This window comes from Cellulomonas sp. P22 (genome assembly GCF_044392165.1).
The window spans coordinates 388671-412123 of the sequence record NZ_JBISBW010000007.1 but is presented as its reverse complement, the minus strand read 5'-3'; the positions used below and the strand labels follow the sequence as shown (position 1 = coordinate 412123).

Sequence of the window (23453 nt, the reverse complement as noted above, 5' to 3'; positions counted from 1 at the left end):
AGCTGCTTCGCCATGGTCAGGCCTTCTCAATCTGCACGAGGTTGGTGTGCTGCGGGTTGCCCTTGGCCAGGGGCGAGGGGCGCCAGGAGGTCAGGGTGTTCGTGCACCCGCCCTTGTCCAGACCGTCCTTGTCCGGGGTGTACCAGGCGCCCTGCGGGACAGACGTGACACCGGGGGCGATACGGGCCGTGACCTTCGCGACCAGCTCGATCCGGCCGCGGTCGTTGAAGACGTGCACGACGTCGTCGTTCTCGATGCCGCGGGCCTGCGCGTCGAGGGTGTTGATCCACACCACCTGCGGATGCGCCTCCTTGAGCCACGCGACATTCCCGTAGCTCGAGTGCGTGCGCGACTTGTAGTGGTGGCCGATCATCTGCAGCGGGAACGTCGACGTCAGCTCGTCGTCGTGACCTTCCCAGGACGGGACGTAGGCGGGGATCGCGGGGATCTCACCCTCGACGCCCTCCCAGGTGTCGGCGATCTCCTGCAGGCGCTCGGAGTAGATCTCGATCTTCCCGGACGGCGTCTTCAGCGGGTTCGCCACCGGGTCGTCACGGAACTTCTTGAGCCCGACCGTGAAGCCTGCGGGGTTGGACTTTCGCCAGATCCCCATCTCGGCGAGCTCGTCGTAGCTCGGGAAGCCCTCGACCGCCTTCTGGCTGTCGGCCACGAGCTGCTCGACCCACTCGTCGAGCGTCTTGCCCTCGGTGAACTCGGCCTTGATGCCCATGCGGTCGGCGATCTCGGTGCACATGTCGTACGTCGAGCGGCACTCGAACAGAGGCTCGATGGCCTTCTGCGCGAGGATCGCGTACGCCATGTCACCCGAGTAGCCGCTCGGGATGAGGTCGGTCAGCTCGGCGTTCGAGACGTCGGGGAGCAGGATGTCGGCGAACTTGGCCGACGCGCACAGCTGGTTGTCGATCACGACGATCATCTCGCACAGCGAGTCGTCCTCGAGCAGCTTGACCGTGCGGTTGATGTCCGAGTGCTGGTTGATCAGGGTGTTGCTCGCGTGGTTCCAGAGGAACTTGATGGGGACGTCGAGCTTGTCCTTGCCACGCACGCCGTCGGCGAGCTTGGTCAGCTCGGCGCCGCGCTCGATCGCGTCGGTCCACTTGAAGCAGGAGATCTTCGTGGTGATCGGGTTCGTGCCGCCGGGGAAGCGCGCGGTGGCCATCGCGTAGTTGCCTTCACGGGCACCGAGACCGCCGCCGGACAGGCCGACGTTGCCGGTCATCGCCGCCAGCGCGTAGATGGCCCGGACGGTCGCCTCGCCGTTCGCGTGACGCTGCGGGCCCCAGCCCTGCACGATCGCGCACGGCTTGGCCTGGGCGATCTCGCGGGCAAGTCGACGGATCGCCGCCGCCGGGACGCCGGTGATCGGCGCGGCCCACTCGGGCGTCTTCGCGACGCCGTCGGGACCGTCTCCCAGCAGGTAGGCCTTGTAGGAGCTGCCCGGCTTCGCGCTCTCGGGCAGGTGCTCCTCGTCGAAGCCGAGGCAGTACGTGTCGAGGAACGCCTGGTCGTGCAGCTCCTCGGACACCATGACGTGCGCCATGCCGGCCACGAGAGCGCCGTCGGTACCCGGACGCAGCGGCACCCACTCGTCGGCCATCGTGACGGCGGTGTCGGACTGGCGCGGGTCGATCACGATGACCCTGGCGCCGCCGATCTCCTTGGCCTGCTGCGCGATGTAGAGCTCGCCACCACCGCTCATGCGGGTCTCGTGCGGGTTGTTGCCCCACAGCACGAGCAGCTTGGTGTTGACCGCGTCGTTGAACGAGTTGTTCGTCTCGCGCTCGACGCCGTAGGTGTACGGCGTGGCGGCGTTGATCTGCGACGTCGAGTACGTGCCGTAGTACCCGAGGCTGCCGCCGAGCAGGTTCATCAGTCGCGTGACCGACGTGCCGCCCGAGGCGTTCGCGCCCGTGGTGCCCGAGCCGTAGTGGACGTACACGGCCTCGTTGCCGTAGTCGTCCAGGGTCTTCTTCAGGGAGTCGGCGATCGTGTCGAAAGCCTCTTCCCAGGTGATCTTCTCGAACTCGCCCGCACCACGCTTGCCGACCCGCTTCATCGGGTGCTTGAGGCGGTCCGGGTTGTAGATGCGCTGGCGGATCGAACGGCCACGGACGCACGCACGCACCTGTTGGGTGCCGAGCTCGTCGTCACCCGTGGGGTCCGGGTCGATCCGGGTGATCTGGCCGTCGACGACGGTCATGAGCAGCGGGCAGCGCGATCCGCAGTTGACGTTGCACGAGTTCCAGACCGTCGTCTCCTCGGTCGAGGACGCGGCGGGCTCGGCCGAGGCCGAGGCGAGGGGGAGCAGCCCGTAGTGGGCGCCGACGCCCACGGCGGCAGCGGTGCCACCGGCGGCAGCGCTCCACTTCATGAACGAGCGTCGGGGCACGGGTGTGCCGAGGAGGTGTGGCCCGGGGGTGGCCGTGTCGGTCATCATCGATCCTTCCGGCGAATGCTCGCCACCGGGACGATCGAGGCGCCGACGCATTCATTCTTCGAGTTGCGGCTGATTCTGGCGGCGCACACGGGGTCCGGTCGGGCCCAAGGTCCCGATCCCGGCGAATACCGGGGAGCAATTCTGTGCACGCGACCCGGCCTCTAAGGATTGCCTGGGTAAAAGGTCGCCCAATCCATGGGACGATTGTCATCGTGACATTCTTTTCACGGATTCACCCAGAGATAATCAATTCATGGGACGGGTGCTGCCGGAGAGCCCGACCGACCGCCGTGCGCCCCGCAGCCCCTGCGAGGTCCCGGTCCGCCCGCTGCGCCGCCGCCTAGGCTGACGCCATGACGCACGACGCCATGACGCACGCCGCGGTGACCGACCAGGGCACGTCGAGCGGCCGCCCGGACCCGACCCAGGACCACCCGGCGCTGGCCCCCGACGCACCGGCCCCCGGCCCCGAGCGCGACAGCTCGCGGGTGCACCCGCCCGCGCGCCGGGTCGTGCGCGCCGCGGTCACCGACGCCCCGCTCGACGTGGCGGCCCACGCCGCCGAGGTCGCGTGCGCCACGGCAGGAGCCGTCGTGACGTTCTCGGGCGACGTGCGGGACCACGACGGCGGGCGGGGTGTGCAGCACATCGAGTACGTCGCGCACCCGTCGGCCGGCGAGGTGCTCGCGCGGGTGGTCGCCGAGGTGACGGCCCGCTGCGACGTCGACGCGGTCTCGGTCTCGCACCGGCTGGGCGTGCTGCGCGTGGGGGAGTGCGCCCTCGCCGTCGCGGTCTCCTCGGCGCACCGGGCCGAGGCGTTCGCCGCCGCGGGACTGCTGGTCGACGAGGTCAAGCACCAGCTGCCGGTGTGGAAGCGTCAGGTCCTCACGGACGGCAGCGACGAGTGGGTCGCCTGCCCCTGAGCGTGAGGGTGCGAGCGGTCAGCCGCCCGCGAAGGGCGGCAGCACGTCGACCGTGAGGCCGTCCCGCACCGGCAGGGACCGGTCGCGATCCTGCACGCCGTCGACGAGCACGCTGCTCGCGGCGATGACCCGCACCAGGTCGGCGCCACGCCGGGCGCCCGCGTCGGCCAGGACGTCGCGCACGAGAGCGTCGGCCGCGACCTCCACGACCTCCTGCTCGACGCGTGCGGCCGCCCCGGCCCCGGCGAAGTAGCGGACCGTGACGTGCACGGTCGCGGTGGTGGCCTCAGACATCGCTCATCCTCCGATCGCGCTCATCGGGCGGCGCGGCTGCACGAACCCGTCGGTGTCGATGCCGTGCTGGCGGCGCTTGCCCCACATGGCCGTGCGCCACGCCTCGGCGAGCGTCGCATCGTCCATCCCCGAGCGCACGAGCTCGAGCAGGTCGGTCTCCTTGTGCGCGAACAGGCAGTTGCGCAGGCGCCCGTCGGACGTCAGGCGCACCCGGTCGCACGAGCCGCAGAACGGACCGGTGACCGAGGCGACGACGCCCACGTCCCACGTGCCGTCCGGACCGCCACCGTCCACGGTCCAGGTCTGTGCGGGCGCAGCACCGCGCTCGTCCACGGTGTGCTCGGTCAGGTCGAAGCCGGTGCGCAGAGACGCGAGGATCTCGGCAGCGGTGACCATCTGCGTGCGGTCCCACGACTCGCGCGGCCCGAGCGGCATCTGCTCGATGAACCGCAGGTGGTAGCCGTGGTCCACCGACCAGCGCAGCAGGTCAACGGCCTCGTCGTCGTTGACGCCGCGCATGAGCACGGTGTTGATCTTCACGGGACGCAGGCCCGCCCGGTCAGCCGCCTCGAGCCCGGCGAGCACGGCGGGCAGGCGGTCGCGGCGCGTGATCGTCGCGTAGCGCTCACGGTCGAGGGTGTCGAGCGAGACGTTGACCCGGCTCAGGCCGGCGGCCGCGAGCCCCGCGGCGCGGTGCGCCAGCCCCAGGCCGTTGGTCGTGATGGACGTCTCGGGGGCCACGCCGTCGTGGGTCCGCAGGGCAGTGGTCTCAGCGATGAGCCGTTCGAGCCCGCGACGCAGCAGCGGCTCGCCGCCCGTGAACCGGACCTCGCGCACGCCGAGCTGCTCGACGGCTATCGCGATGAGCCGGATCATCTCGTCGTCCGTCAGCACGTGGCTGTCGGGCATCCACTCCAGGCCCTCGGCCGGCATGCAGTAGGTGCATCGGAGGTTGCAGCGGTCGGTGAGCGAGACCCGCAGATCGGTCGCGACCCGGCCGTGGCGGTCGACCAGGGGACCGGTCATCACGCGATCGGCCGCCGTGTCGAGTAGGACCTGGGTCATGACGTGAGACTAGGCGAGCCCTCCACCCCGGACCCATGACCTAGGCCCCGGCAGTCGCCCGCGGGGCGCCGGATAGCCTCGTGCGCGGGGTCGGCGCACCACGACGAGCCCGCAGACGAAGGGATCGACATGACCGAGGACCGCAGCCACCTGACTCACGTCGACGCCCGCGGGAGCGCCCGCATGGTCGACGTGAGCGCCAAGGACGTCACTGTGCGCAGCGCCACGGCCAGCGGCTTCGTCCGCACCACCCCCACGGTGATCGGCCTGCTGCGCGGCGAGGGGGTGCCCAAGGGTGACGCCCTCGCGGTGGCGCGCATCGCGGGGATCCAGGCCGCCAAGCGCACCCCGGACCTGGTGCCGCTGTGCCATCCCATCGCGATCCACGGCGTCACCGTCGACCTCGAGGTGACCGACGAGGGTGTGCGCATCGACGCGACCGTCCGCACCGCGGACCGCACGGGGGTCGAGATGGAGGCGCTGACCTGCGTCGCCGTTGCCGGGCTGGCGCTCGTCGACATGGTCAAGGCCGTCGACCGCTCGGCCGTCATCACCGACATCCAGGTCGAGGAGAAGACGGGCGGGCGCTCCGGCACCTGGCGTCGCGCCTGACGTCAGTAGCGCGGCTTGGCCGGCTCGATCTCCTCGACCCAGGCCAGCACGCCACCGCTGACGTGCACGGCGTCGAAGCCTGCCGCGAGCACCACCGCGAGCACCTCGGCCGAACGTGCGCCGGACTTGCAGTGCAGCACGAGCGGCCGCGTCGGTGAGAGTGCGGCGAGGGCCGTGCCGTCGACGAACGCCGCGCGCGGCACCAGCCGGGCCCCGGGGATCGACACGAGCTCGTGCTCGGCGGGCTCGCGCACGTCCACGAGCTCGAAGTCGTCCTCACCGCGGTCCCGGGCCGCGAGCCGGTCGGCGAGCTCGCGCACCGAGATCGTCGCCGCGTCGGGCACCGGGCGTTCGGGAAGGGCGCACACAGCGTCCAGGTCGACGAGCGAGGTCACGGGCAGACCGAGCGGGTCGGGTGCCACGGGGACCTCGCGCCAGCGCGCCGCCAGCGCGTCGTGCACGAGGAGCCGGCCGAGCAGCGGCTCGCCCGTGCCCGTCACGAGCTTGACGACCTCGCTCGCCATGGCCGATCCGATCGATCCGCACAGCACGCCCAGCACGCCACCCTCGGCGCACGAGGGAACCGTGCCGGGGGCGGGCGGGTCGGGGAAGACGTCGCGGTAGCGCACAGCCGGGTAGCCGCGGCCCACCGGCGGGTCGGTCCAGAACACAGCGGCCTGCCCGTCGAAACGGTAGATCGAGCCCCACACGCACGGCAGGCCGAGCAGCTCGCACGCGTCGCCCACCAGGTAGCGGGTGGGGAAGTTGTCGGTGCCGTCGACCACCACGTCGTACCCGCGCAGCACCTCGAGCGCGTTGGCGGCGGTCAGGCGCACGTCGTGCGTCTCGACGTGCACGTGCGGGTTGACCGCGAGGATCGCGGCGCGCGCGCTCTCGACCTTGCTGCGCCCGACGTCCTCGGTCGTGTGGATGACCTGCCGCTGCAGGTTCGACGCGTCCACCACGTCGGCGTCCACGACCCCGATCGTCCCGACCCCCGCGGCGGCCAGGTACATCAAGACCGGCGAGCCGAGGCCACCGGCACCCATGACCAGCACGCGCGCGTTCTTCAGCCGGCGCTGGCCCTCGAGACCGATGCCCGGCAGCAGCGCGTGGCGGGCGTAGCGCTCGAGCTCTGCGGGGGTGAGCCGCGGGGCGGGGGCGACGAGCGGCGGCAACGGCATGAGGACCTCGGCGATCGGGGTGGGGCGGGCGGTTCGTGCCCCGCCAACGTATCCCCGGCGGGCGTCGCGGGCGTGGGACGGAAGGCCGACGACACCTCGCGCGGCGGCACCCCCTCGCCCGACGACGAAGGGTCCCGACGCGCGGACGCGTCGGGACCCTTCGTGTCAGACGTGCTGCGGCTCAGTGGCGCCGCTGCACGCTGCCGGTGGTGCTGCGGATCAGCGCTCGACCTCGCCGCGGATGAACGCCTCGAGCTGCTCGCGGCCGGCGTTGTCCTCCATCTGGACCGGCGGCGACTTCATGAAGTACGTCGCGGCGGAGAGGATGGGGCCGCCGACGCCGCGGTCCTTGGCGATCTTCGCGGCGCGCACGGCGTCGATGATGATGCCGGCCGAGTTGGGGGAGTCCCACACCTCGAGCTTGTACTCGAGGTTCAGGGGAACCTCGCCGAACGCGCGACCCTCGAGGCGGACGTAGGCCCACTTGCGGTCGTCGAGCCACGCGACGTAGTCCGACGGGCCGATGTGGACGTTGCGGTCCTCCTTCTTGCCGGCCAGGGGGCCGTCGTGGAGGTTGGAGGTGACCGCCTGCGTCTTGGAGAGCTTCTTGGACTCCAGGCGCTCGCGCTCGAGCATGTTCTTGAAGTCCATGTTGCCGCCGACGTTCAGCTGGTACGTGCGGTCCAGGATGACGCCGCGGTCCTCGAACAGACGGGCGAGCACGCGGTGCGTGATGGTCGCACCGACCTGCGACTTGATGTCGTCGCCGACGATCGGGACACCCGCGGCCTCGAACTTCGCGGCCCACTCGGGGTCGGACGCGATGAACACGGGCAGGGCGTTGACGAACGCGACGTTCGCGTCGATCGCGCACTGGGCGTAGAACTTCGCGGCCTTCTCGGACCCGACGGGCAGGTAGCAGATGAGGACGTCGACCTGCGCCTCGCGCAGCGCTGCGACGACGTCGACAGCCTCGGCGTCCGACTCCTCGATCGTCTGGGAGTAGTACTTGCCCAGGCCGTCGAGCGTGTGGCCACGCTGCACCGTCACGCCGAGCGGCGGGACGTCGGCGATCTTGATGGTGTTGTTCTCGCTCGCGAGGATCGCCTCGGACAGGTCGAAGCCGACCTTCTTCGCGTCGACGTCGAAGGCCGCGACGAACTCGATGTCCTTGACGTGGTAGTCGCCGAGCTGAACGTGCATCAAGCCGGGGACCTTGCTGTCCACCGGGGCGTCGGCGTAGTAGTGCACGCCCTGGACGAGCGACGCGGCGCAGTTGCCGACGCCGACGATGGCGACGCGGATGGAGGTCATCCTCGCTCCTTCTCGGTTGTCTGTGCCGGGGTGCCGGGGGCGCCGTCGACAGCGGGGAGTTCGGCGCCGGCCGGGTGACCGGCGCCAGGGGTACGGACGCGGCGCTGACCGCGCTCGTTGTCGATGAGGCCGTCGAGCCAACGCACCTCGCGCTCGACCTGCTCGAGGCCGTGGCGCTGGAGCTCGAGCGTGTACTCGTCCATGCGCTCGCGGGTGCGGTTGAACGACTGCCGGATGGTCTCGAGCCGCTCGGTGAGCCGGCTGCGCCGACCCTCGAGGATCCGCAGCCGGGTCTCGGCGTCGGTCTGCCCGAAGAACGCGAAGCGGACGCCGAAGTTCTCGTCCTCCCAGGCCGCGGGGCCCGAGGAGGACAGGACCTGCTGGAACTGCTCCTTGCCCTCGGCGGTCAGCTGGTACACGATGCGTGCACGCTTTCCGGAGAGGGCGTGCGGCGGAGCCGAGTCGGAGTCGCTGCCCACGATCCAGCGGCGCTCGACGAGCGACTTGAGGCACGGGTACAGCGACCCGTACGACAGCGCCCGGAACGAGCCGAGCAGCAGGTTGAGGCGCTTGCGCAGCTCGTAGCCGTGCATCGGGGTCTCGTGGAGCAGGCCGAGGATGGCCGGCTCGAGGACATCTGCGCGTCCGCGCACCCGGCACCTCCTGTCTGATCCGCTCCGGCCTGCCGGGCTACGTGGTGGACTCGATGTATCGAGCTGATACATCGACAGTACGTCCCCCGTGATGCGCACGGCAAGTGGCCCCGGTGCGGGACGAGCGCGTGGATCGCGTGTCGATCATGTGAATGACGGGCTCGCGGGCCGACTTCCGGCCTCTGGCCCAGGCGGCTCCCCCATACTGAACCGGCGGTCCCCCCCGGCGTGTCGCACGGTGCTGGGCGGCTGCGGTCCGGTCGTCAGCAGGAAGGCATCGTCTTGGCAGGCTCGAAGCGACGGTCTGCGGCGCCAGCGCGCCGCGGCACCGCTGGACCCCGGAAGCCCACGAAGCGGCGTTTCTTCGACTACCCGCGCCAGGGCTACGGCGGGCTCCACCGGTGGCTCCCGTCGTGGCGCTTCCTGCTCGGCTCGGCCCTGAGCCTGGGATTCCTCGGCCTCGGGGCGCTCGTCGCGCTGTACGTCACCATCTCGATCCCCGCCGAGGACGCCGAGACCCGGTCGCAGGCCTCGACCGTCTACTTCGCGAGCAACGAGGACGGATCTCTCGGGACGCCCATGGGGACGTTCGCCGCGCAGAAGCGCGAGCTCGTCGACCTCGAGACGCTGCCGGACTACGTCGGCAACGCCGTCGTCTCGTCCGAGGACCGCACGTTCTGGGAGAACCGCGGGATCTCGATCACCGGCATGGGACGCGCCGCGCTCAACAACCTCAAGGGCGGGGCGACCCAGGGCGCCTCGACCCTCACCCAGCAGTACGTCGAGCGCTACTACAACCTGCCCACCAAGTCGTACTGGGGCAAGCTCAAGGAAGCGATCCTCGCGGTCAAGATCAACCAGAGCGTGAGCAAGGACGAGATCCTCGGCCGCTACCTCAACACCATCTACTTCGGCCGCGACTCGTACGGCATCCAGACCGCGGCCCAGGCCTACTACGGCGTCGACGCGAAGGACCTGACGATCTCGCAGGCCGCGCTGCTGGCCGGGATCATCCCGTCGCCCAGCAACTGGGACCCGGCGGTGGCCCACAAGAAGGCAGAGCAGCGCTGGGCGTCGGTGCTCGACAAGATGGTTGCCGACGGCCACATCACGCAGGCCGAGCGCGACGCGCAGACGTTCCCCGAACCTGTCGAGTACGTCCGGAGCGACACCCTCGGGGGGACCAACGGGTACATCCTCGACCGGGTCAAGGCCGAGCTCATCGACAAGGGCATCACCAACGACATGATCGAGAAGGGCGGTCTCCAGATCGTCACGACGATCGAGGCGCCCGTCCAGCAGGCCGCGGTCGACGCGGTGAACGGGCTCCGCGACGGGACGCTCGCCGGTGAGCCCCCGTCGGAGTCGACGCGGGTGTCCGTGGTCTCGATCGACCCGACCGACGGCGCGGTCCTGTCGATGTACGGCGGGGCGGACTTCATCACCGACCAGCGCAACACCGCGACGTACGACAAGATCCAGGCGGGGTCGACGTACAAGCCGTTCACGCTGATCGCCGCCCTGCAGAAGGGCATCAGCCTCGAGACGACCTACGACGGGTCGAGCCCGCGCATGATGGAGTCCTGGGGCAAGAAGGTCACCAACTTCGACGGCCACTTCGGGATGATCGACCTGGTCACGGCAACCGCGCAGTCGGTCAACACGGTCTACGCCCAGCTCAACGACGACGTCGGCCCGGAGGCGACCGCCGAGGTCGCCCGCGAGGCAGGCATCACGACCACCCCGGACATCGTCCCGTCGAACGTGCTGGGTGCCGACGCCGTGCACCCGCTCGACGTCGCGAGCGCCTACGCGACCTTCGCGGCGCAGGGCGTCTACAACAAGCCGTTCCTGGTCCGCGAGGCCACCTACATCCGTGACGGGTCGGTGGCGTACATCGCAGACACGACCAGCACGCGGGTGTTCGAGGCCGACGTGATGGCGGACGCCACCTTCGCGCTGACCCAGGTCGTCGAGAGGGGCTCGGGCAAGAGGTACGTCAAGCCGCTCGGCCGCCCCATCGCGGGCAAGACGGGCACCTCGACCGACAACAAGTCGGCCTGGTTCGTGGGCTACACGCCCACGATCGCGACAGCCGTCGCGTTCAGCCAGATCGGCACGAACAACAAGGACCTGGTCGGGATCGACCCGTTCGGCGGTGTCGACCAGGTCACCGGCGGGACGTGGCCGGCCGCGCTGTGGGCCTCGTACATGAAGCCGGTGTTCGAGCTGCCGAAGTACGCCGAGAAGGTCCCCTTCCCGGCACGCGCGAACGTGGGCGCGAAGCCGACCCCGACGGTGACGGAGACGCCGACCACGGAGCCGACCGTGGAGGCCCCGGCCGCCGACGTCGCCGTGCCCGGCGTCGAGGGCAAGCTGCAGGCCGACGCGGAGGCGGCGCTCGCCGAGCTGGGGCTGCGGGCGGACGTCCAGTCCAAGGCCTCCGAGACCGTCGCCAAGGGTCGAGTCATCAGCGTGAGCCCCGGTGCCGGGGCCAGCGTGACGGCCGGATCGACGGTGACGCTCGTGATCTCCACGGGACCGGCCGCGCCCGTGCCCACCGCGCCGCCGGTCCCGCCGGCCAACCCGCAGCCGACGCAGTCGCCCACGCCGACGACCCCGGTGGCGCCCGCGCCTGGCGCCGCCACGGGCTGACGGCAGGTACCTCCCCGGGCCGATTTCGGCAGCGCGGTCCGGGGAGGTACCGTGGGGCCTTGCTGTGCCTGTCGGTGGGGATCGCAGATCGACCACCACCGCAGGCGGCACCCGGGCCCAGGCTCTGGTGCAGCGACGCACGATGACCCTCCTGTCACGGACAGACCGTGACCGTTGAGACCAGAGGAGGTGGGTATGAGCCTGCGTCATTACGAGATCATGATCATCCTTGACCCCGAGATCGAAGAGCGCACCGTCGCTCCTTCGCTCGACAAGTACCTGACCGTCATCAAGAACGATGGCGGCACGGTCGACAAGGTCGACATCTGGGGACGCCGCCGTCTGGCGTACGACATCCAGAAGAAGTCCGAGGGCATCTACGCGGTCGTCGACTTCATGGCGACGCCTGCGACCGCCAAGGAGCTCGACCGTCAGCTGGGCCTCAACGAGGTCGTCCTGCGCACGAAGGTCCTCCGCGCCGACGCCTGAGCGTCGGAACGAAGCCCTAACGTACGCATCAACTGACTCACGACGAACGAGGAGCTGGCATGGCTGGTGAGACCGTCATCACGGTGATCGGGAACCTGACCGGGGACCCGGAGCTTCGCTTCACCCCGTCCGGTGCCGCCGTCGCCAACTTCACGGTGGCCTCCACCCCGCGCACCTTCGACCGCCAGTCGAACGAGTGGAAGGACGGCGACACGCTGTTCCTCCGCTGCTCGATCTGGCGCGAGGCCGCGGAGTCCGTCGCTGAGTCGCTCACCAAGGGCACCCGCGTCATCGTGACCGGTCGGCTCGTGCAGCGCTCCTACGAGACCCGCGAGGGCGAGAAGCGCACCGTGTACGAGCTGCAGGTCGACGAGGTCGGCCCGTCCCTGCGCTACGCCACGGCCAAGGTCACCCGCGCCCAGCGCTCGGGTGGCGGCGGCGGTGGCTTCGGCAGCGGGGGCGGTGGCGGCTTCTCCGGTGGCGGCGGTGGCTTCGGTGGCGGCGGCGCCCAGCAGGACGACCCGTGGGCCACGCCGGCCCCCGGTGGCTCCGGCGGCGGCTCGTTCTCGGACGAGCCCCCGTTCTGATCCGCGCCCAGCACCACTGACACACCCATCCCGGGGTATGGCAACGCCCCGGGCTCCCGGACTTCATGACAAGGAGCACCGCGATGGCCAAGGCCGTTGTACGCAAGCCCAAGAAGAAGCTCAACCCGCTCAAGGCGGCGAAGATCGATGTCGTCGACTACAAGGACACTGCGCTGCTGCGCAAGTTCATCTCGGACCGCGGAAAGATCCGCGCACGCCGGGTGACCGGTGTGTCCACGCAGGAGCAGCGCGCGATCGCGCGTGCCGTCAAGAACGCACGCGAGATGGCGCTCCTGCCGTACTCGTCGTCCGCACGCTGAGAAGGAGGTAGACCCATGGCCAAGCTCATCCTGACCCACGAGGTCACCGGTCTCGGTGCACCGGGCGACGTGGTCGATGTGAAGGACGGGTACGCCCGGAACTTCCTCGTCCCGCGTGGTCTGGCCACCGGCTGGACCAAGGGCGCCGAGAAGCAGATCGACCAGATCCGCAAGGCCCGCAAGGCCCGCGAGATCGAGACCCTCGACGAGGCGAAGGCGATGCGTGACTCGCTGCAGTCCAAGCCCGTCGTCGTGTCGGCGAAGGCCGGCGAGTCCGGTCGTCTGTTCGGCGCCGTGACGACCGGTGAGATCGCGGAGGCCGTCAAGGCCGTCGGTGGTCCCGCGGTCGACAAGCGCAAGATCGAGGTCGGTCAGCCGATCAAGGCCGTCGGGGAGTACGAGGTGAAGATCCGTCTTCACTCGGACGTCTCGGCGAAGATCACCGTCAAGGTCGTCGCTGCCTGATCCCTGCCTCACCGCAGAACGCAAGGCCCGGTCCCTCTTCGGAGGGGTCGGGCCTTCGTTCTGCGGTGGCACGGTGCGACGGGGTCACGCGCCGACGGCAGTCCACCGGTCGCCGCGGGCACGCAGGCCTGTCGTGACCGCACGCGCCGTCATGAACACGCCGCCGAACGCGAGCCACAGCCACGCGAGCCCGGCGGCCCCGGGCGGCGCCCAGGCCTGCACGGCGAACGCGAACGGGACGTACACCGCGAGGGTCACGAGCCCGGCCCAGGCGAGGAAGCGGCCGTCGCCCGCCCCGATCAGCACGCCGTCGAGCACGAAGACCCAGCCCGCCAGCGGCATGGTGACAGCGGCGACGACGAGCCCGAGGGTGATCGCGTGCCGCACCTCGCCGGACTCGGAGAAGCCCAGGGCGATGAGGCCGCTCCCCGCGCCCACGACCAGCCCGAGCGCGGCGCCCGCCGCGACGCCCCACTGCAGCGTCCGGCGCAGCAGCGCCCGCGCGTGGGGCACGTCGCCCGCCCCCAGCGCGTGCCCGACGAGCGCCTGCGCGGCGATCGCCAGGGCGTCGAGAGCGAAGGCGGCCAGACCCCACACGGCGTTGACGACCTGGTGACCCGCGAGGGCGACAGTCCCCAGCCCGGTCGCGACGACGACCGTCAGCAGGATTGCCAGGCGCAGCGAGAGCGTCCGGACCAGCAGCGGGAACCCCGTGCGGGCGTTGCGCAGGATGCCGCCCGCCGCGGGGGCGAGCGGAGCGCCCGAGGCTCGCGCCCCCCGCACCACGACCGCGACGAGCGCGGCGCCCATCGCGAGCTGGGTCAGGGCGGTGCCGAACCCCGAGCCGGCGATGCCCATGCCGGCGCCGTACACGAGCGTCACGTTGAGCACAGCGTTGACGACCGCGCCCGAGACCGCCACGCCGAGCGGGGTGCGCGTGTCCTGCAGGCCGCGCAGCGCGCCCGTGGCGGCCAGCACCAGCAGCATGCCGGGCAGGCCCGGGGCCGACCAGCGCAGGTACACGGTGGCCTGCACCGCGACCTCACCCTCGGCGCCGAGCGCGCCGACCGCCCAGGGGGCCAGCAGCCACGTCGCCGCCGCGAGCAGCACGCCCAGGCCGGCGGCGAGCCACAGGCCGTCCACACCCACCTGCAGGGCCCCCGCACGGTCGCCCGCGCCGAGGCGTCGGGCGACGGCCGCGGTGGTCGCGTAGGCGAGGAAGACGCACAGCCCGACGACGGTCAGCAGCAGCGTCGAGGCGAGCGAGAGGCCTGCGAGGGGGTCGGTGCCCAGGTGCCCCACGACGGCCGAGTCGACCAGGATGAACAGGGGTTCTGCGACGAGGGCGCCGAGTGCGGGGACAGCGAGCGTGAGGATCTGACGGTCGACGGTGGACGCACGGCGTCCACCGTCTGGGATGTCGGTCAACTTCCTCCCGTCCACATCGGTGGATCGTGTTCTGGCCGGTCGCAGCCCCGTGTCGGACTTCTGTCCACCACGCTGTCCACAGCTCTGTCCACTACCTGTGCACAACCCTGAGCGTGCGGTCCACAGCTTTCCACAGGCTGTCCCCAGGCCCTGTGGACGACGAGTTTGTGAACGCCGACCGTCGGGACCTAACCTCGCGAGCAGGCCGGGGCGTCGACGTCCCGACCGACAGGGTTGGCGTGACGAACATGGTGACGGGCATGGTGTCGGACCCTTCTGATAGAACACCTGTTCGACCGACGAACGCGAATCTGGGGATGAGTCTGTGACGATCGAGGAGCTCGAGTACGGCGGCCCGCCCGACTCGGGGCACGCACGCGGCGGCTACGACCGCATGCCCCCGCAGGACGTGGTGGCAGAGCAGAGCGTGCTCGGCGGCATGATGATCTCGAAGGACGCGATCGCCGACGTCGTCGAGCAGATCCGCGGCACCGACTTCTACAAGCCGGCGCACGAGGCCGTCTACGACGCGATCATCGACCTGTACGGCCGCGGCGAGCCGGCCGACGCGATCACAGTCGCCGACGAGCTGACCAAGCGCGGCGAGATGACGCGCATCGGCGGCGCCCCCTACCTGCACACCCTCATCTCGATGGTGCCCACCGCCGCGAACGCCGGGTACTACGCCCGCATCGTGCGCGAGCGCGCCGTGCTGCGCCGTCTCGTCGAGGCCGGCACCCGCATCGTCCAGCTCGGCTACGCGACCGACGGCGGTGACGTCGACGAGATCGTCAACAACGCCCAGGCCGAGGTCTACGCCGTGACCGAGCGGCGCACCACCGAGGACTACCACCGCCTCGGCGAGGTCATCGGCGGCACCGTCGACGAGATCGAGGCCGCCGGCCACCGCGGCGAGGGCATGATCGGCGTGCCCACCGGGTTCGCCGACCTCGACCGCCTGACGAACGGTCTGCACCCCGGGCAGATGATTGTTCTTGCCGCGAGGCCTGCAATTGGAAAAAGTACCCTGGGAATTGATATCGCCAGGTCGGCGGCAATTCGACACAATAAAGCGGCTGTTGTCTTCTCGCTCGAGATGAGCCGCAACGAGATCACCATGCGTCTGCTCTCGGCCGAGGCGCGGATCCACCTGCAGAAGATGCGCTCGGGTCAGATGGGCGAGGAGGACTGGACCAAGCTCGCCGCGACCATGGGCAAGATCTCCGAGGCGCCGCTGTTCATCGACGACTCGCCGAACATGTCGCTCATGGAGATCCGGGCCAAGTGCCGCCGGCTCAAGCAGCGCCACAACCTCCAGCTCGTGGTCATCGACTACCTGCAGCTCATGTCCTCCGGGAAGCGCGTCGAGTCCCGCCAGCAAGAGGTCTCGGAGTTCTCCCGTGCGCTCAAGCTCCTCGCCAAGGAGCTCGAGGTTCCCGTCATCGCCATCTCGCAGCTGAACCGTGGCGCCGAGCAGCGCACCGACAAGCGCCCGCAGATGAGCGACCTTCGCGAATCTGGCTCGATCGAGCAGGATGCCGACATTGTCATCCTGCTCCACCGCGAAGACGCGTATGAGAAGGAATCACCTCGTGCGGGTGAGGCCGACCTGATTGTCGCTAAGCACCGTAACGGCCCCACCGACATCATCACCGTGGCGTTCCAGGGGCACTACTCGCGGTTCGTCGACATGCAGGCCTAACGTCCAGTCGCCGGTTGCGACGCCGCAGAGAAACCATGGCTCTCGCACTCGGGGTGGTCGGGCTCGTCGTCCATGCCCGACGAGGGTCGCGGTCCATTGGCTCCATGACCCGTTGAGCAGGTCGACGACTCTGCGCGCTCGGGCGACGGCAGCGCACGTCGGATTCGGCACGTTCATGATTGACGGAGCGGTCGCGCCCACGATGCTTCACGCCAGGTAGGCAGGCGGTTCCGTCCGGGTCCGGTGCCTCGCGCCGACCTTCCCCGGTCTCAGCCGCCGGGCGTGACCGGACCTGGTGACCCCCACCGGGCCTCGTCCGTGCCCCACCGGCTCGGCGGCCGGGACCAGTCTGACGGGACGCCCTCGACGCCGATCGGGGACAGCGCGTGCCGGAGCCGTCCATACGGAGAGCCGGTCTCGACCAGCCACCGGTCCGGCGGCTCGGTGCCGGGTGCGGGCGCGGCGAGCGGCACGATCCCGAGCAGCCAGGTCGCGGTGCCGGCCAACGACAACCGAACGTGCTGGCCGGCACCGGTGAGCGCGCGAGAGGTGAGCGCGCGCATGACCGCCGCTGCGACGAGGTAGCCGGTGCTGTGGTCGAGCGCCTGGGCGGGCAGAGCGCCAGGCCGCCCGTCGTCGGCCTGCTCGATGACCGAGATCCCCGTACCGGCCTGGACGAGGCTGTCGAACCCACGGCGACCGACCCAGGGCCCATCCCAACCCCAGGCGCAGAGCTCGGCGACGACGAGTCCGGGTCGTCGCGCGAGCAGCGCATCCGCGCTCAGGTCGTAGCGGTCGAGCGCGCCGGGGCGGTAGCCGACGAGGACGACGTCCGCCGCGTCGAGCATCTGCTCGAACGTCGCGCGATCGGCGACGTCTCCGAGAGCGAGCAGCGCGGTCCGCTTGCCGAAGCCGGTGTCGATGTGGGTGCCGTCGTCCTCTCGCAGCCACGGCGCGTCGACCCGCAGCACGTCCGCGCCGAGCAGAGCGAGCGTCCGGGTGGCGACCGGGCCGGCCAGGACGCGCGTGAGGTCGAGGACGCGGACACCCTCGACGGGAAGCGCGGCCGGGCGCAAGGGGACGGGCGCGTCCGCCTCGACAGCGACCGTGGTGACGAGCGGCTGCTCGAACGCGCCGGGTGGGGAGACCGCGACCGCGAGCCCGCCTGCGGCGTAGACGGTCTCTTGCACATCGACCGCGTCCCGCTCGCCGACCGCCGCGGAGAGCCGATCCACCATGTCCGTGTCGTCACCGGAGTCCGGCAGCTCCAGTGCGGCGAGCAGCCGCGCCCGATGGTGCGGGTAGTTGGCGTGTGTGCGCACCCATCCGTCGGCCGCCCGCCAGAAGCCGGAGAGCGGGGCGAAGAGCGGGATCGGCCTGCCCTCGACCCGCAGGTGGCGCTCGCTGGTGAAAGCGGCGGTGACGGCTCCTTCGTCGACGTGGACGGCAGGCAGCCCGCGACCGTTGCGCTGGGCGAGCAGCTCGGCGGCGGCGAGCGAGCAGGCACCGACGCTCGCACGGGCGAGCTCGCGCGTCGGCAGCACGCCGCGGAGCCCGGGGCTCCCCGCGTACGTGACACGCCCGACCAGCTCTGGCGCTCCACCGAGCGCGTGCCAGGCGTGGGCGGTCGCGGGATCGGTGGGTGCGTCGGCTGCGCCGGACCCGGCTGCTCCTGTCACCTCTCGGAGGCTAGCAGCGGGCCCGCCGTCGTCACCGGGGCCGAGCCAGGCTGGTACTTCGTGCTGCCCCTTGCCGTGACGGGCTGCGGCCTGGGTCTGCTGGTGTGCCAGCTCAACAACGACACGCTCGCGCCCGTCGAGGAGGAGCGCGTCAGCGAGGCTGGGGGAGTCAACTCGGCCGCCGGGTCCTTCGGTTTGTCGTTCGGTCTGGCGATGGCCGGGGGCCTCATGCTCGCCTCGCTCTCGCTGAACTTCCAGCAGCTGACCGACAGGCAGATCATCCCGTCGGCCGAGCAGCAGATCACGGGTCAGCCCCCTGCGGTCGAGGCCGAGGTGCTGGCCATCAACGACCAGGCCCGCAACCGGTCGCTGCAGGTCGCACTGCTCGTTCCACTGCTCGCAGGACTGCTCGGGCTCGCCAACTCGTTCCGCATGCTGCGCCTGCCCGATCAGAAGCCCAGGTCATCGCTCGACGGGACGAGCCTCGGTTGACCCGAACTCGTACCGCGGCGACCTCGGAGGCGGCGCGGCTGCTCAGACCTGCGGGGCGGACGAGGGATGCGTGCGGGTGGCCACCGAGCGCGTGGCGTGCAACGACGCGAGGAGATCGAGCCGGTCTGCGTCGACCCCGCCTGGCTCGGCGGTGAACACCAGCATGACCGGACCAGGGCTGCCCGGCAGCGGGTAGGTGTCCCAGTGCAGGACGATCTCGCCGACCTCCGGGACCCGGTCGCGCGGGCGGGCCTGCTGGCCACCCAGCCGGTGGGGCAGGGGGCGCTGCCGCAGCTGTTCGCCGCGACAGAGCCGGGTGTGGAGGGCGGCCAGTTCTTCGGACCATCCGGGCCCTGGGAGACACGGGGTCAGGTCGGCGAGGCTCGGCTCGGTCGGGAGGCGGCCGATCCAGCGGTCGGCAGGCAGCTCTGGTCGGTGGCCGAGGAGCTGACCGGGGTCAGCTACCTCTGACGCCCGCCCAGCGGGTCGTGCCGCAGCAGCGCGGTCGCGCGGTCGACCGCGGCGCGCACCCCTGCGTCGTCGTCGATCGACGTGGTGACGACGCCGAAGATCATCCGGTGCATGAGCACGACGTCGTCGGCGTTGAGGGTGGCGTCGACGACACCGGCGGCCTGCGCCCGCGCGAGGGTGTCGGCGAGCATGCTGCGCAACCGGCCTTCGTCGTGCCGGTCGGCGAGCGCACGGCGCGCGTCGACGGCCATCTCGACGAACGCGGACTCGGCGACGGTGATCTCGACGAGCCTCGACCACAGGTCGGCGAAAGCACCCGGCCCCGGGTGGGCCGCGATGGCGTCGAGCTCGGCGAAGTTCTCCTCGAACGCGGCGAGCGCGAGGTCGAGACGCGTGGGGAAGTGCCGGTACAGCACGCCCTGGCCGACGCCGGCCTCCCGGGCGATCGCACTGAGCGGCGCGCGGTAGCCCCGGTCGGCGAAGACGCGCCGCGCCGCGTCCAGCAGCGCCCGGCGGTTGTCGGCCGCGGCTGCGGGGCCACGGTTGCCACGGGGCTCGGGACTCGGCATGATTCATCGTAGAACCGGACAATGATGTCCGGTTGTCCCGGGCGGAATCGTCCGGCGAAGCCAAGGAGGCACGATGCCCGGCCCGACGACGAGCACGCACGACGAGACCTACGACGTGGTCGTGGTGGGGACCGGCTCAGCCGGCTTTGCCGCGGCTCTGGGCGCCGCTGACTCCGGCCTCACGGTCCTCATGGTCGAGTCCACCGACAAGTGGGGTGGCAGCACCGCGATGTCGGGCGGTGGCATGTGGCTGCCGAACAACCCGCTGATGCGCCGCGACCGCGCGGGGGACTCCCGCGAGGAGGCGCTCGCCTACCTCGAGGAGACCGTCGGCGACGCCGGTCCGGCGACGTCGCGCGCCCGCAAGGAAGCCTTCGTCGACGGCGTGGACGACTTCGTCCGCACGGCCGAGAAGCACGGCATGCGGTTCATGCGGGCCACGGACTACCCGGACTACTACCCCGAGCTGCCCGGCGGGAAGATCGGCCGCGCCATCGAGGTCCGGGCCGTCGACCGCAAGCGGATCGGCGACTGGTGGGGGAGCTGCCGTGCGCTCATGCCGCTGCCGCTCGCCACGGACGACATGTGGGAGCTCGAGCGGTCGTGGGTCACGCCGAGCGGGTTCGTGCGCGGTGCGCGCTTCGTCGGCCGCACCGTCGGCGGCCTCGTGCGCGGCAAGCTGCTCGTCGGCATCGGCGCGGGCCTCGCGGTCTCGTTCCTCGACGCCGTGGTCCAGCGCCAGGGTGTGAACCTGTGGCTGAGCAGCCCGCTCGAGGAGCTGCTGGTCGAGGGTGGTCGGGTCGCGGGCGTGCGGGTCTCGCGTGACGGTCGGTCGACGACGATCCGGGCGCGGCGCGGCGTCGTCCTCGCCTCCGGCGGGTTCGACCACAACGTCGAGTGGCGGCAGAAGAACCACGGCATCGACGGCGCCTCGTCGGGCAACCCGGGCAACCTCGGCGTCCCCATCGCGCTCGCGCAGGACGTCGGCGCGGCGCTGTCCCTCATGGACGACGCCTGGTGGGGCGCGTCGACGGCGGCCCCCGAGGGGCACGACCCGAGCTTCCTCGTGGGGGAGCGCTCGCTGCCGTACGGGATCATCGTCGACGCGAAGGGCGAGCGGTTCGCCAACGAGTCCGAGTCCTACGTCGACCTCGGGCACCACATGCTCGAGCACGACGGGGACGGCGCGTACTGGATGGTCACCGACGTCCGGCACGCACGGCGCTACCTGCGCAGCTACGCCATGGACCCGCGGCTCAACAAGAAGATGATCGCGGACGGGTTGATGGCCAAGGCCGGCACCCTCACCGAGCTGGCCACCACGATCGGCGTCGACCCGCAGACGCTCGGCGCGACGGTCGAGCGGTTCAACGGGTTCGCCCGCACCGGGGTCGACGGCGACTTCGGTCGCGGCAACTCCGCCTACGACCGCTACTACGGCGACCCGACCGTCCACCCCAACCCCAACCTCGGGGCGCTCGAGAAGGGACCGTTCACCGCGGTCCGCGTCGTCGTCGGGGACCTGGGGACCAAGGGCGGCGTGCTGACCGACGTCGACGGCCGGGCCCTGCGGGAGGACGGCTCGGTCATCGACGGCCTGTACGCCGCGGGCAACTGCTCGGCATCGGTCATGGGGCGCACGTACCCCGGTCCTGGCTCGACCATCGGCCCGGCGGCAGTGTTCGGCATGCGGGCCGGCCGGCACATGGCGCGCGCACAGGCATGACGCGAGGGGCGGCGCCGGGTCCCGGCGCCGCCCCGGCGGACCCGACCCTTCGGCGGTCGGGTCCGAGCTCCACGTGCGGGTCGCGGTGAGTGCGCGCACGATGTCGCGCATGACCTCGATGCCCTCACGCCCGTCAGACCCCGCGCCGGTCCAGACACGGTCCTGGGCGAGACGACGTCGACGAGCGACGGTCGCCCTCCTCGTCCCGCTGTCACTCCTGGTCTCGCTGGTCGTCGCTGCGCCAGCGGTTTCCGTGCCGGAGTCCGCGTCGGCCTCGGCCGCTGGTGCCGTTCGGGCGGGGACCGTCGACGCGGCCACGTCCGGGACCCCGTCCGAGGGGGAGACCACGACGCCGTCGGCGGGCTACGGCGGGAACGTCGACGGTCCGCACCAGGACACCGACAAGGAGCACACGGGCCAGGACGTCTCGACCGGCCAGGTCGTGCTCATCGGACTCGTCGTCGTCGCCACGCTCGCCGTCATCATCGGACTCGTCGTGCGGAGGCGTCGACAGCTGCGGCGGTGACTCGGCTGGTCGTCGGCGAGAGGGTGTCGGAGCAGGGCTGACGTCAGCCGGACCAGCGGCTTCGATCAGCCCCGCTGACCAAGGTGACGAGCTTGTCGTGGAGCAGGCCGCGCTCGCTTTCGTTCGTGCACAGCCGCACGGCGAGCTCGAGCTCGCGTCGCGCCTCGTCGAGCCGCCCCATGCGTCGGAGCAGCTCGCCGCGGACGCTCGGCAGCAGGTGCGAGCCGTCGAGGCTGCCGTCGGCGACCAGGCGGTCGACGGCGGGCAGTGCGACCGCCGGGCCGCGTGCCATGGACAGCGCGACCGCCCGGTTGAGCTCGACGACGGGGGAGGGTGCCAGCTGGCCCAGCGCCTCGTACAGCAGCACGATCCGCTCCCAGTCGGTGCGCTCGACGGACGGCGCGACCGCGTGGCACTCGGCGATCGCGGCCTGGACGCCGTACGGGCCGAGCCCCTGGCCGACGCGCCCTGCCGTGGCCAGCGCGGCCCGTCCGCGGCGGATCGCCGCGCGGTCCCACCGCCTGCGGTCCTGGTCCTCGAGCAGCACCGGCGCGCCGTCTCCGCGCACCCGGGCGGGAAACCTTGCGGCGGTGAGCTCGAGGAGCGCGAGCAGGCCGTGCACCTCGGCCTCGTCGGGCACGAGCTGCGCCAGTTCGCGGGTCAGCCGGACCGCCTCACGGGCCAGGTCGGGGCGGATCCAGTCGTTGCCCGACGTCGCGGTCGAGCCCTCGGTGAAGATCAGGTACAGCACGCTGAGCACCGAGCTCAGCCGCGCGCGGCGCTCGTCGGGCGACGGGGCTGCGAACGGCACGCGTGCGGCGGCGAGCGTCTTCTTGGCGCGGGTGATCCGGGCCTGCATCGTGGCCGTCGGTACCAGGAAGGCCCGCGCGATCTCGGTGCTCGTGAGCCCGCCCACGACACGGAGGGTGAGGGCGACCTGGGCCTCCCGGGACAGCACCGGGTGGCACGCGATGAACATGAGCGACAGCACGTCGTCGTCGATCTGGTCCGGGTCCCACAGCAGGTCGACGTCCGCCGACGCGCCGGTGCCGTTGGGCGTGCCGCCACCCTCGCCCAGGTCGCGGGCGAGCGTGGCGTACCGCTCGTCGAGGGCCGAGCGGCGACGGAATGTGTCGATCGCGCGGCGTCGGCCCACGGTGAGCAGCCAACCGGCGGGGTTCTGCGGAACCCCGTCGCGCGGCCAGGTCACGAGCGCCTCGGCCAGCGACTCCTGCGCGACGTCCTCCGCGAGTGCGAAGTCGCCGGTGAACCGCGAGAGCGTGGCGACGATGCGCGCGGACTCGATCCGCCACACCGCCTCGACGGCGTCGCGGCCGCCGCCCGGGCGGCTCAGAGCTGCCCGGTCGCCTCGCGCCACACCCGCTCCCTCTGGACCCAGGGGTTGTCCTGCGGGAACTCGTCGATGCTGGCGATGCGGCGGATCTCGGTCTTCAGGCCCGGCCCGACCGTCGGTACCCGCGTCGCCCACTCGACCGCTTCCTCCTGCGAGGCGACGTCGAGGATCCAGAACCCGCCGAACAGCTCCTTCGTCTCGCCGTAGGGGCCGTCGGTGACGACGGGCGGCAGCGAGGAGTAGTCGACGACGACCCCCTGCGAGGCGTCGTCGAAGCCTTCCGCGGCGACGAGGACCCCGGCGGAGATCAGCTCGTCGTTGAACCGGCCCATCGTCTCGAGCATGGTGTCGAAGTCGACGTCAGCGAACGACGCGAGGCCCTCGTCCGTGGTGCGCATGATCAGCATGTACTTCATGGTCGTCTCCCGGTGTGTGCAGGGTCCCTCTCGGACCCTCTCACCCATGGGTCGAACGGGGAACCACCAGA

Annotated in this window: 23 protein-coding genes; 11 read left to right on the top strand and 12 right to left on the bottom strand. The window is 71.1% G+C overall.

Features of this window, described 5'->3' with window-relative positions; genetic code table 11:
• Nucleotides 1–16: 16 nt before the first annotated feature.
• Nucleotides 17–2455, bottom strand: a complete 2439-nt coding sequence (locus ACGIF2_RS10915; RefSeq protein ID WP_396046442.1) for a DMSO/selenate family reductase complex A subunit — start codon at nt 2453–2455, stop codon at nt 17–19.
• Nucleotides 2456–2811: 356 nt separating this feature from the next.
• Here ACGIF2_RS10915 and ACGIF2_RS10910 point away from each other — a divergent pair, with 356 nt between their 5' ends.
• Nucleotides 2812–3381: a molybdenum cofactor biosynthesis protein MoaE gene (locus tag ACGIF2_RS10910; RefSeq protein ID WP_396046440.1), complete on the top strand. Its 570-nt coding sequence runs from the start codon at nt 2812–2814 to the stop codon at nt 3379–3381.
• 18 nt (nt 3382–3399) lie between these two features.
• Here ACGIF2_RS10910 and ACGIF2_RS10905 read toward each other — a convergent pair whose 3' ends face one another.
• Nucleotides 3400–3675 carry a MoaD/ThiS family protein gene (locus tag ACGIF2_RS10905; RefSeq protein WP_396046439.1) on the bottom strand — a complete coding sequence of 92 codons (276 nt, stop codon included), beginning with the start codon at nt 3673–3675 and terminating at the stop codon, nt 3400–3402.
• A 3-nt stretch (nt 3676–3678) separates the two neighbouring features.
• Nucleotides 3679–4740: a GTP 3',8-cyclase MoaA gene (gene moaA, locus ACGIF2_RS10900; RefSeq protein ID WP_396046437.1), complete on the bottom strand. Its 1062-nt coding sequence runs from the start codon at nt 4738–4740 to the stop codon at nt 3679–3681.
• A gap of 129 nt (nt 4741–4869) precedes the next feature.
• Between moaA and moaC the strand changes: the two genes are divergently transcribed.
• Nucleotides 4870–5352: a cyclic pyranopterin monophosphate synthase MoaC gene (moaC, locus tag ACGIF2_RS10895; protein ID WP_396046435.1), complete on the top strand. Its 483-nt coding sequence runs from the start codon at nt 4870–4872 to the stop codon at nt 5350–5352.
• Nucleotides 5353–5354: 2 nt separating this feature from the next.
• On the opposite strand, the gene moeB is transcribed toward moaC, so the two are convergent.
• The 3 genes from moeB to ACGIF2_RS10880 form a co-directional block, all read right to left on the bottom strand.
• Nucleotides 5355–6536: a molybdopterin-synthase adenylyltransferase MoeB gene (gene moeB, locus ACGIF2_RS10890; RefSeq protein ID WP_396046433.1), complete on the bottom strand. Its 1182-nt coding sequence runs from the start codon at nt 6534–6536 to the stop codon at nt 5355–5357.
• A 219-nt stretch (nt 6537–6755) separates the two neighbouring features.
• Complete coding sequence (locus ACGIF2_RS10885; protein WP_396046431.1) at nt 6756–7850, bottom strand: inositol-3-phosphate synthase; 1095 nt, start codon at nt 7848–7850, stop codon at nt 6756–6758.
• Nucleotides 7847–8503: a PadR family transcriptional regulator gene (locus ACGIF2_RS10880; RefSeq protein WP_396046429.1), complete on the bottom strand. Its 657-nt coding sequence runs from the start codon at nt 8501–8503 to the stop codon at nt 7847–7849. The genes ACGIF2_RS10885 and ACGIF2_RS10880 overlap by 4 nt, the downstream gene beginning before the upstream one ends.
• 282 nt (nt 8504–8785) lie before the next feature.
• On the opposite strand from ACGIF2_RS10880, the gene ACGIF2_RS10875 reads away from it, so the two are divergent.
• From ACGIF2_RS10875 to rplI, 5 genes are all read left to right on the top strand, one after another.
• Complete coding sequence (locus ACGIF2_RS10875; protein WP_396046427.1) at nt 8786–11158, top strand: transglycosylase domain-containing protein; 2373 nt, start codon at nt 8786–8788, stop codon at nt 11156–11158.
• Between the two features lie 195 nt (nt 11159–11353).
• The gene (rpsF, locus tag ACGIF2_RS10870) at nt 11354–11647 is read left to right on the top strand and encodes a 30S ribosomal protein S6 (protein WP_396046425.1); all 294 of its coding nucleotides are present in this window, start codon (nt 11354–11356) and stop codon (nt 11645–11647) included.
• A gap of 59 nt (nt 11648–11706) precedes the next feature.
• Nucleotides 11707–12234, top strand: coding sequence for a single-stranded DNA-binding protein (locus tag ACGIF2_RS10865; protein WP_396046423.1), 528 nt, complete (start codon nt 11707–11709; stop codon nt 12232–12234).
• Between the two features lie 83 nt (nt 12235–12317).
• On the top strand, nt 12318–12554 hold the full coding sequence (gene rpsR, locus ACGIF2_RS10860) for a 30S ribosomal protein S18 (protein WP_028045854.1): 237 nt from the start codon (nt 12318–12320) through the stop codon (nt 12552–12554).
• Nucleotides 12555–12569: 15 nt separating this feature from the next.
• Complete coding sequence (rplI, locus tag ACGIF2_RS10855) at nt 12570–13019, top strand: 50S ribosomal protein L9 (RefSeq protein ID WP_396046420.1); 450 nt, start codon at nt 12570–12572, stop codon at nt 13017–13019.
• A gap of 84 nt (nt 13020–13103) precedes the next feature.
• Here rplI and ACGIF2_RS10850 read toward each other — a convergent pair whose 3' ends face one another.
• Complete coding sequence (locus tag ACGIF2_RS10850; protein ID WP_396046470.1) at nt 13104–14438, bottom strand: MATE family efflux transporter; 1335 nt, start codon at nt 14436–14438, stop codon at nt 13104–13106.
• Nucleotides 14439–14772: 334 nt separating this feature from the next.
• On the opposite strand from ACGIF2_RS10850, the gene dnaB reads away from it, so the two are divergent.
• The gene (gene dnaB, locus ACGIF2_RS10845) at nt 14773–16149 is read left to right on the top strand and encodes a replicative DNA helicase (RefSeq protein ID WP_396046418.1); all 1377 of its coding nucleotides are present in this window, start codon (nt 14773–14775) and stop codon (nt 16147–16149) included.
• A 269-nt stretch (nt 16150–16418) separates the two neighbouring features.
• Here dnaB and ACGIF2_RS10840 read toward each other — a convergent pair whose 3' ends face one another.
• Entirely contained in the window at nt 16419–17828 is a 1410-nt protein-coding gene (locus tag ACGIF2_RS10840) for a CoA transferase (protein WP_396046416.1), read from the bottom strand.
• A gap of 60 nt (nt 17829–17888) precedes the next feature.
• On the opposite strand from ACGIF2_RS10840, the gene ACGIF2_RS10835 reads away from it, so the two are divergent.
• Complete coding sequence (locus ACGIF2_RS10835; protein WP_396046414.1) at nt 17889–18320, top strand: hypothetical protein; 432 nt, start codon at nt 17889–17891, stop codon at nt 18318–18320.
• A 42-nt stretch (nt 18321–18362) separates the two neighbouring features.
• Here the strand turns inward: ACGIF2_RS10835 and ACGIF2_RS10830 are convergent, their stop codons facing one another.
• A complete protein-coding gene (locus ACGIF2_RS10830; protein WP_396046468.1) occupies nt 18363–18614 on the bottom strand; it encodes a hypothetical protein in 252 nt (83 codons plus the stop codon).
• A 167-nt stretch (nt 18615–18781) separates the two neighbouring features.
• Nucleotides 18782–19360 carry a TetR family transcriptional regulator gene (locus ACGIF2_RS10825; protein ID WP_396046412.1) on the bottom strand — a complete coding sequence of 193 codons (579 nt, stop codon included), beginning with the start codon at nt 19358–19360 and terminating at the stop codon, nt 18782–18784.
• 73 nt (nt 19361–19433) lie between these two features.
• Between ACGIF2_RS10825 and ACGIF2_RS10820 the strand changes: the two genes are divergently transcribed.
• Both ACGIF2_RS10820 and ACGIF2_RS10815 read left to right on the top strand, forming a co-directional pair.
• A complete protein-coding gene (locus ACGIF2_RS10820) occupies nt 19434–21086 on the top strand; it encodes an FAD-binding protein (protein WP_396046410.1) in 1653 nt (550 codons plus the stop codon).
• Between the two features lie 253 nt (nt 21087–21339).
• Complete coding sequence (locus ACGIF2_RS10815) at nt 21340–21612, top strand: hypothetical protein (protein ID WP_396046408.1); 273 nt, start codon at nt 21340–21342, stop codon at nt 21610–21612.
• 43 nt (nt 21613–21655) lie between these two features.
• Here the strand turns inward: ACGIF2_RS10815 and ACGIF2_RS10810 are convergent, their stop codons facing one another.
• Together ACGIF2_RS10810 and ACGIF2_RS10805 are read right to left on the bottom strand one after the other, a co-directional pair.
• Nucleotides 21656–22990 (bottom strand): RNA polymerase sigma factor, encoded by a 1335-nt coding sequence (locus ACGIF2_RS10810; RefSeq protein ID WP_396046406.1) that lies wholly within the window; start codon nt 22988–22990, stop codon nt 21656–21658.
• Entirely contained in the window at nt 22963–23382 is a 420-nt protein-coding gene (locus tag ACGIF2_RS10805; RefSeq protein ID WP_396046404.1) for a YciI family protein, read from the bottom strand. The genes ACGIF2_RS10810 and ACGIF2_RS10805 overlap by 28 nt, the downstream gene beginning before the upstream one ends.
• Between the last annotated feature and the right edge of the window lie 71 nt (nt 23383–23453).

What these genes read in the sequence shown, in the direction of transcription:
- ACGIF2_RS10805 (WP_396046404.1), bottom strand. Translation starts at nt 23,382, where the DNA reads ATGAAGTACATGCTGATCATGCGCACCACGGACGAGGGCCTCGCGTCG.
- ACGIF2_RS10905 (WP_396046439.1), bottom strand. Translation starts at nt 3,675, where the DNA reads ATGTCTGAGGCCACCACCGCGACCGTGCACGTCACGGTCCGCTACTTC.
- rpsR (WP_028045854.1), top strand. Translation starts at nt 12,318, where the DNA reads ATGGCCAAGGCCGTTGTACGCAAGCCCAAGAAGAAGCTCAACCCGCTC.
- ACGIF2_RS10820 (WP_396046410.1), top strand. Translation starts at nt 19,434, where the DNA reads ATGCCCGGCCCGACGACGAGCACGCACGACGAGACCTACGACGTGGTC.
- moeB (WP_396046433.1), bottom strand. Translation starts at nt 6,536, where the DNA reads ATGCCGTTGCCGCCGCTCGTCGCCCCCGCCCCGCGGCTCACCCCCGCA.
- ACGIF2_RS10885 (WP_396046431.1), bottom strand. Translation starts at nt 7,850, where the DNA reads ATGACCTCCATCCGCGTCGCCATCGTCGGCGTCGGCAACTGCGCCGCG.
- moaC (WP_396046435.1), top strand. Translation starts at nt 4,870, where the DNA reads ATGACCGAGGACCGCAGCCACCTGACTCACGTCGACGCCCGCGGGAGC.
- ACGIF2_RS10865 (WP_396046423.1), top strand. Translation starts at nt 11,707, where the DNA reads ATGGCTGGTGAGACCGTCATCACGGTGATCGGGAACCTGACCGGGGAC.
- moaA (WP_396046437.1), bottom strand. Translation starts at nt 4,740, where the DNA reads ATGACCCAGGTCCTACTCGACACGGCGGCCGATCGCGTGATGACCGGT.
- ACGIF2_RS10825 (WP_396046412.1), bottom strand. Translation starts at nt 19,360, where the DNA reads ATGCCGAGTCCCGAGCCCCGTGGCAACCGTGGCCCCGCAGCCGCGGCC.
- rplI (WP_396046420.1), top strand. Translation starts at nt 12,570, where the DNA reads ATGGCCAAGCTCATCCTGACCCACGAGGTCACCGGTCTCGGTGCACCG.
- ACGIF2_RS10915 (WP_396046442.1), bottom strand. Translation starts at nt 2,455, where the DNA reads ATGACCGACACGGCCACCCCCGGGCCACACCTCCTCGGCACACCCGTG.
- rpsF (WP_396046425.1), top strand. Translation starts at nt 11,354, where the DNA reads ATGAGCCTGCGTCATTACGAGATCATGATCATCCTTGACCCCGAGATC.
- ACGIF2_RS10910 (WP_396046440.1), top strand. Translation starts at nt 2,812, where the DNA reads ATGACGCACGACGCCATGACGCACGCCGCGGTGACCGACCAGGGCACG.